Genomic DNA, 7,486 nt, shown 5'->3' on the forward strand with positions numbered 1-7,486 from the left:
GTTCCAATTATTGGAAACACTATTGCAATTACATAAACTATGCAGTTATATTATTTGTAGCATTAAATACACCTGCACTATATACCAGTTTACACAAAAAATTCCGCACACCCTATGACCAGTTGCACGCCACAAAAGATTCCTCGATAAACCCTGACTGCCACAGTTTCTAGCACAAATCAAATACCTGTGACTTCAATTCATTTTCAATATGTTTGAAAATCCCCTTGCTGATTTTATTTACGACAGGAACTTTTACTCCATCTATGATCTCTTCCATATACATTCAATCCTTTACGCTGAAATTTTATTTATCAATTCTGGAAAAAACAACATATCATTTCTTATTAATATATTAAGCTGTAGCGTCTGTCACCAATTGAAACGGCATCAATCAATTACTTGACTTTAACTCATGCATAAGTTAATATACGATTACTCATCAGTTTATAATTTTCACCCAAACCAATGGAGGTACTGCATGTCTTTAAAAAAAACCCCTTTCAGCAGCATTAATTTCATCCGTTTTTTTGCTTACAATGTGCGATGACAGCCCCAGTTCTGCTTCTGTCAGCCAGGATGATTTGGTCGGATTATGGAGAGCTGTGGAATATGAGGAATCCTGGGATTTCCCTGCGGATAATGATCGTGGCACTGAAACTGAGGCTATTACCGATTCAAGTGAGTTCATCCTCTTTGATTCTAAGAATATCACGTTTCTTTACCACTATTCCTATGATGATTGTGTAGAAATCATATCAGTTCCATATTCTTTAAGTGGAAACCGTCTGATTGGGGAAGATTTCAGCGGGTCTTATGATGGTTGCACCTGGAGTACTACTCTGCAGGTTAATGGGAACACTTTAACCGCCCTCTCTACCTACACCGATGAAGATGGTTATGAAAAGATGAAAATCACATACAAAAGATTTGCAGGCACTGTTCCACCAGCAAGCTGGCCTGAAAAAGAATGTTTGAGCAAGAAGGCTGACCGGAAAATATTCAGAAAATATTCAAGGCCCCAGTGAGATAGTTACAGACTCTTCTCAACAGATTACAGGCGCATTTCCGGTGAATGCGCCTGTATACATCTATACAAGCCGGCTTGAGCATTACTTATCTGACATCCCTATCCCATTACCAAGAAAGCTCAATATCTGATCGACTGCATCATCGATATCTTCCATGCTTTTCTGCTGATACCAGTTTTTAACCATTGCGAATACCAGACCCTGCAGGAAATCATAGATCCGTGTTGAAGTCAAAGCGGTGGTAATCTCCCCCTTTTCTCTTGCATCATCAAACAACCCGGTCATCAGCTCCTCAAACTTGCTTTCACCAAAGAGAAAATCCCTCTCTATCTCCATCAGATCATTCTGATTCTGAAGCTGGTCAATAAGGGAAAAAACCTGAAATGAATTAAGGGTCAGAATAAAGGGAAAATACTCCCCCCAGACTGTAAATGCGGCAGAGAGGAAACGGCGGATATTTTCACTTATATGAAGCTGTTTATCCAACCGGTACTGAGGATCATTTGTGAGTTTATCATAAACTCTGTTTCTTTCCCTTACAGCAATTGTCAAGAATATCTCATCTTTATCTTTATAGTAACGGTAAAGGGCAGATTTTGAGAAACCCGCCTTTTCCGCGATATCCTCCAGCCTGGTTTCATAGTATCCTTTCTGTGCAAGGACCTCCAGGGCAGCATCAAGAATCAGGCTGGTTTTTGCATCTTTGACCAATTGTTTTCTTTTTTCTCTACAATCCAGTTCTTCCATCGAATTTATCCTTTCACACTGTATGCTCAGATTCATATTCTTCCCTGAGTTTCTTCAGAGACGGTGCCGTCCATATATAAAGAACAGGTATCAGGAAGAAAGTAAATATAGTTGATACAAGTACCCCGCCAATTGTTGTGATTGCAAAAGATGCCCTGAAATTTCCTCCTGCGCCTATACCCAGAGCCATAGGAACCATCGAGATTATGATTGCCAGATTAGACATAAGAATTGCCCTGAGCTTTGTTCCGCCTGCCTGCACAATCGCTTCCCTTGCCGATATCCCATCCTCAAGCCTGCGCATCCTTGCATAATCCACTAGCAGTATCGCGTTGTTGACAACCACTCCTATAAGCATGATAATGGACAGCAAAGAAACCATGGAAAGCGTGCTGCTGGTTAAGTACATAAACCAGACAACACCAATAAGCCCCAGAGGAATTGTCAACATGATAACAAAAGCCATTGGGATGGATTCCAGCAAAGCCACAAGCAGCATGAATGTCAGAATTACCGCCAGGACTGCGGCCAGTCCCAACTGGCTGAAAGATTCATTCTGAAGATCCTGCAAACCGGCAAACTTTATGCTGTATCCAGGTTCCAGTTCAATTTCATTGAATCTCTCTTTTAAAGCAGCGATTTTCTTTCCCACATTACCGCTTGTCAGGTTGGCAGAGACCTGTATCATCCTCTGCTTGTCTTTACGTGTTATTGAAGAGACTCCTCCTGTGTACTTCACATCCGCAACAGCCTCCAGCGGCACCGGCCCCCTGGGTGTCAGCACCTCCATGGTCTGAATGTCCCTAACCGTACTTCTTGCGCGTTTATCCAACTGAACCCTGATCGGAAAATCTTCACCTTTTTCCCTGTATATAGCCCCGTCATCCCCGGTAATATTATACCTTACCAGCCCTCCTAACATCTGTATAGTTACAGACTGGGCCAGACTTGGAGAAAGGCCGTAATGCTCCAGACGCCCCCTGTTTGGAACAATGGCTATCTCAGGCTTGTCTCCCTTCCAGGAACTGTTAATATCTGTCAAATCCTGTGTGTTGTAAAGAATGCCGGAAATCTGATCTGAAATGGCAATCACTTTCTCCATCTCTACACCCTTTACTTCGATTACCATGTCAGCGCCTTCGTTCTCTCCCGCAATTCCACCCACAGATGTGATACTGATTTTTGCATCTGGAATATCGGAAAGCATCGGACGAATAATATTTATCTTCTCAAAAACCGACTCTTTACGCTGTGTCTCAGGAGTTAACTGCAGCCTGACTTCACCATATTGTACACCGGTGTTTATTCCGTTTCCTCCGATTGAGGAGGAGATCGAAATCAGGTCCGGAAGACCCTTCATCAGTTCCTCCACTTCCAGTACCCGCCTTTTGGTAACTTCGATGGGAGTTCCGGGAGGAAGCTCTATGGCTATAGATATGACACCTTCATCGATCTTAGGCACAAATTCAGAACCCAGTTTCGGTGTTATAAACTGCAAAGTCGCCCAGAAAATCAATAAAATGCTTACCACAACAGTAAACTGGGCAACCCTGTTTGAAAGCAGCCAGTCAAGATGCTTCTTATAGCGTCTTTCGATACTGTAAAGAAGACGATCGACAATATTGGGGCCTTTTCCTTTTGACCCGGCGTTATTTTTCTGCTTTAACAGTCTCGATGCCAAAAGAGGAGTAAGCGTAAAACTCAGGAAAATAGAAGCTACAGTTGCAAATACAATCGTCAAACCTAAAGCCTTAAAAGCACTTCCGATAATTCCCGATGTAGTGGCTATGGGGATAAATACCGCGAGGTTGGTCAGAGTTGACGCAAGCACGGCCATAAAGATCTCATTTGTCCCCTCCTCTGATGCCTTGCGAATGTTCTTTCCGCTGTTTCTGTGGCGGACGATATTCTCTATGACCACTATTGAGTTTGTAACCAGCAGTCCAATCGAGACTGTCAGTGACATAAGGGTAATTGTATTCAGAGACAGTTTCGCCGCACTCATCCCCACCAACGCCATTATCAGCGAAAGGGGCATCGTAATCGCGGCAATAAGAGTAGTCCGCCAGTCAAAAAGAAACAGCAGAAGAATAAGCGCGGTAAGGATTATCCCGGTCACGATATTACCATAGGTATCTTCAACAATACTTTTGGTAAACGTTGATGAATTTTCAATTACATCGATCGAGTATCCCTCCGGAAGCTGCGATCTTATCTCCTCTGCCTTTGCCAGAACCAGGTCAGCGGTTTTAACAACGTTTGCATCCGAATTCTTTGTAATAGAGATGTGAACCGATTCCTTACCCTGATACCTGGCAAATTCACGCACCTCTTTGTAACCGTCCTCAACCGCGGCTATATCCTTTATTCTTACGGTGTAGTTTTCCATTACGGTTCCATACTGCTTGTGAACCGGAATCTGCGTCTCCCGGATCTCATCGAGCGAGCAGTATTCTCCGGAAACCTTTACAGAATACTCCCTGTTTTCACCTGTCACAAATCCGCCGGGAATAGTAGTATTCTGTGCCTTGAGAAGGGCAGCGACCTGAAAGATGGTAAGATTGTGAGCTGCCAGTTTTTCAGGATCCAGCTTTACAATGATCTCACGCTCCCGTCCTCCGATCACATCCACCTTCGCTACACCGCTTATCTGGGCAAAACAGTCTTTTATCTCATTGTCAACATATCGTCTGAGCTTGTCCGGTGAAACCGGAGCTGTAACAGACAGTATGACAATGGGCTGATCGTTGGGATTGTGCTTGGAGACAACCGGTTTTTCCAGATCTTCAGGAAGAGTGTAAAGGATCTGGTCTATTTTGTCCTTTACCTCCATCGATGCAATATCAGGATTGGTTCCAGCATTAAACTCCAGCACCAGAAATGCGGCTGATTCCAGACAGTATGATGTGACATGTTTCAGCCCCCCGATTGTGCTCACCTGTTCTTCGATCGGCTTAACCACATTAAGCTCGATCTGATCAGGTCCTGCTCCGGGATAAATTGCCTGAACCGTGATATAAGGGAGTTCCATATCCGGTATCTTATCTACAGGCAGCCTGAAAAATACCACCACTCCGAACATGGCCACCGCCAGAATGCACATTATCATCATCAGCGGCCGTCGAATGCTTATTCCGGCAATGCTCATAGTGTATCTCCTTTACTGATTCACCACATTAACTTTTAAGCCATCCTGAAGCATCGAAAGGCCCGACACAATAACATGGTCATCAAGGGTGCATCCCTGCACTATTTCGTAAACATATCCGGTATTGATACCCAGGGTAACATTCTTTTTGACTGCTTTACCGTTTTGTATAGAAAAAAGGTATGGCTCATTTCCCTGTGTAAAATTGACAGCCTCGAGCGGAACATACAGGGCATCCTTTTTCTCATTGACAATTGTGTGAATCTGCTTGAACATGCCGGCTTTCAACAGGCGCTTCTGATTTGGAAAGCGTGCCGTTACCTTGAAACTGTGCGCCAGACCGTTTGCACCCAGTGCGACCCGGTCGATTGAACCCCAGACCGTATCCTCTTCCATCAACAGAAAAGATTTCTGCCCCTTTTTATAGAAACTGACAGCCTGCTCATTTACCTGCATCTGTACTTCTATAACGGAAATATCCGCAATTTTGACAACAGGAGTTCTTTCACTGATCTTGCTGCCTTCACTCTGATAGATCTCTATTACCGTACCTGTAAATGGTGCGATAACATTTACTCCCACCCTGGCCTGTCCCAGATTCCTCTTTGCATCCTCATACTGTACGCGTGCCCCGTCTACCTGTTCCCTGGAGATAGCACCCTGTGCATGAAGCCTCTGTGCCCGTTCATAAGCCTTCTCCGCGTATTCAAAAGCACTCTGGGCAACATCGATTGGCGAGCCACCGTCAATTTCCATCACTGCCACCACATCATCTTTCTTGACAATACTTCCTACTGCCACTTTGATCTCTTTTAGTGTTCCACCCAGACCGTTGGCCAGTGTTGCCTCTGCTACTCCCTGGAGTGTACCATTGCTCCGCTCGATCCTCCTGATCGTCCCATAACCGATCTTTTCGGTTGTAACCGGTATTCCCTTTTCGGATTGAATCTGCTGGATGGTCTTCGGTGCATTTTCCGCTTTTTTCTGTCCGTTACTGCATCCCGCAAGCAGGAATGCCGTTGAAAAAATCAGTGCCAATCCGGTACCTTTCATTTATTTACCCTCCTGCTCTGCTAATAATAAAGAATTATCCCCGATCAACATTTTTATTCCGGTGATTGCGGCATTGAGCTTATGTACCGCGTTGTTGTACGCAAGTTTTGACAAACTTAACTGCTGCCTGCTGTTGGTAAGATCAACCTGAGTAATCTGTCCGATTTCATAGGAAAGCGATGCGATCTCTGCCCCCTGGGTTGTCAACGCAATCAGATGAAGCGCCTCAGCGCATTCCTCCTTTGCAACCGCGAGTTCCTCAAAGCAGCTTGCCAGGGCGAGATTGAGCTGATTAAGAGTCTTTTTTCTTGTCTCCTCCAGCTTCTGCTCCTCATAATCCGCTTGTCTGACTTTTTGCAGCTTCTGTCCGCCTGAGAAAATGGGAACAGTTGCTCCAACAAATATCTTCTGGTCATCACCCCATTCAAACTCTTCCCCGGTATTGAACATGCTGACCTTTGAAACCGATGCGCCGGCAAAGACCGTGGGTAAAAAGTCAGCCTTGACTATCTTTGTCTGCCACTGCTGCATCTCGATTCCCTTATTAATCTGCTGAATCGCGATGTTTTCATCAGATAACCGTTTAAAAGCCTCCTCCTCAGTCATATTGAAATCGATAATCACCAGTGAATCGGTTAAGACGACCTCATCAGGATCTGCCTCCATCGATGCAATTGTCAGCAGGTTCCTGACTGCCAGATGCCGGTTTTTTTCCGCCTCTCTCAGTGCTAATTTCGCCTGCTGGAGAGAAAATCTGGAGTTAAGCGTGTCAAGAACATTGCCTTTACCGCTTTCCAGACGAGCCCTGGTGAGCCGGTGGGTCTCTTCTGCAAGTGCAACCGCCTGCTGACGTACCTCCCTGTTCTGATCAGCCAGCAATGCACTGTTATAGGCATTGGTTATCTCCTTTGCCAGGGTAAGCTTAGCATTTTTGTACTTCAGATCCAATAACCCGTAATAGACCTGAGCAAGTTTAAGCCCTTTAGAGATCTTCCCCTGAGCAAAAATCGGCTGAGTGAGAGTGAGTCCCAGGGCAAAAGTGTTTTTTCCCGGGGTTAAATCCAGATCCGACAGCGAGGAGACAATTTGATCGAACGCACCCGCAATGGTGGCATCGTTTCTGAAACCTGGCTGAGTCGGATCCATAAGGCTTAAAACCCCATCACCTCCCCCGCCAATATTAAAAGAGTAGGGAATATACTGTTTGGGAGCCAGTTTGTAGTTCGCCGATGCCTCGATTGTGGGAAAACCCTTTCCCCGATACTCCTTTTCCATGCTTTGGGCCGATGCCAGCTCCTTTTTTATGAGAGTAAGCTCCTCGGCATGGTTGAAGGCGTGCTGGAGTATCTCCTTTTTTGATAACTGTTTAGCGCCAAGTGTAAGCGGTATGATCAGAAGAAGAAGGGGAATGCTGCTTTTCATAACAATTCCTCTTTGAGTTGGTTACTGGTGATGACATTTTAATTATACGAAAAAATTGAGTACAAAGCAACTTTTTAGTGACGCA

The 7,486-nt window shown here is 44.8% G+C and carries 5 protein-coding genes and 1 pseudogene; 1 reads left to right on the plus strand and 5 read right to left on the minus strand.

The window, feature by feature from the left end; translation table 11 throughout:
- Positions 1 to 172: 172 nt before the first annotated feature.
- Positions 173 to 262 (minus strand): annotated as a pseudogene (locus GX089_05480) (DNA alkylation repair protein).
- Positions 263 to 605: 343 nt separating this feature from the next.
- Here GX089_05480 and GX089_05485 point away from each other — a divergent pair.
- Positions 606 to 1,028, plus strand: a complete 423-nt coding sequence (locus GX089_05485) for a hypothetical protein (GenBank protein NLP01925.1) — start codon at positions 606 to 608, stop codon at positions 1,026 to 1,028.
- Between the two features lie 84 nt (positions 1,029 to 1,112).
- Here the strand turns inward: GX089_05485 and GX089_05490 are convergent, their stop codons facing one another.
- The 4 genes from GX089_05490 to GX089_05505 are packed head-to-tail and all read right to left on the minus strand — an operon-like array spanning position 1,113 to position 7,401.
- Positions 1,113 to 1,814 carry a TetR/AcrR family transcriptional regulator gene (locus GX089_05490; protein NLP01926.1) on the minus strand — a complete coding sequence of 234 codons (702 nt, stop codon included), beginning with the start codon at positions 1,812 to 1,814 and terminating at the stop codon, positions 1,113 to 1,115.
- Complete coding sequence (locus GX089_05495; GenBank protein NLP01927.1) at positions 1,792 to 4,926, minus strand: efflux RND transporter permease subunit; 3,135 nt, start codon at positions 4,924 to 4,926, stop codon at positions 1,792 to 1,794. Before GX089_05495 ends, GX089_05490 begins: the two co-directional genes overlap by 23 nt.
- Positions 4,927 to 4,938: 12 nt before the next feature.
- Positions 4,939 to 5,979: an efflux RND transporter periplasmic adaptor subunit gene (locus GX089_05500; protein NLP01928.1), complete on the minus strand. Its 1,041-nt coding sequence runs from the start codon at positions 5,977 to 5,979 to the stop codon at positions 4,939 to 4,941.
- Entirely contained in the window at positions 5,980 to 7,401 is a 1,422-nt protein-coding gene (locus GX089_05505) for a TolC family protein (GenBank protein ID NLP01929.1), read from the minus strand.
- Between the last annotated feature and the right edge of the window lie 85 nt (positions 7,402 to 7,486).

It is taken from the genome of Fibrobacter sp., assembly GCA_012523595.1.
GTDB lineage: Bacteria > Fibrobacterota > Chitinivibrionia > Chitinivibrionales > Chitinispirillaceae > JAAYIG01.

Bases quoted from the DNA above. Each gene is read 5' to 3' on its own strand.
- GX089_05490 (NLP01926.1), bottom strand. From the start codon at position 1,814: ATGAATCTGAGCATACAGTGTGAAAGGATAAATTCGATGGAAGAACTG.
- GX089_05495 (NLP01927.1), bottom strand. From the start codon at position 4,926: ATGAGCATTGCCGGAATAAGCATTCGACGGCCGCTGATGATGATAATG.
- GX089_05500 (NLP01928.1), bottom strand. From the start codon at position 5,979: ATGAAAGGTACCGGATTGGCACTGATTTTTTCAACGGCATTCCTGCTT.
- GX089_05505 (NLP01929.1), bottom strand. From the start codon at position 7,401: ATGAAAAGCAGCATTCCCCTTCTTCTTCTGATCATACCGCTTACACTT.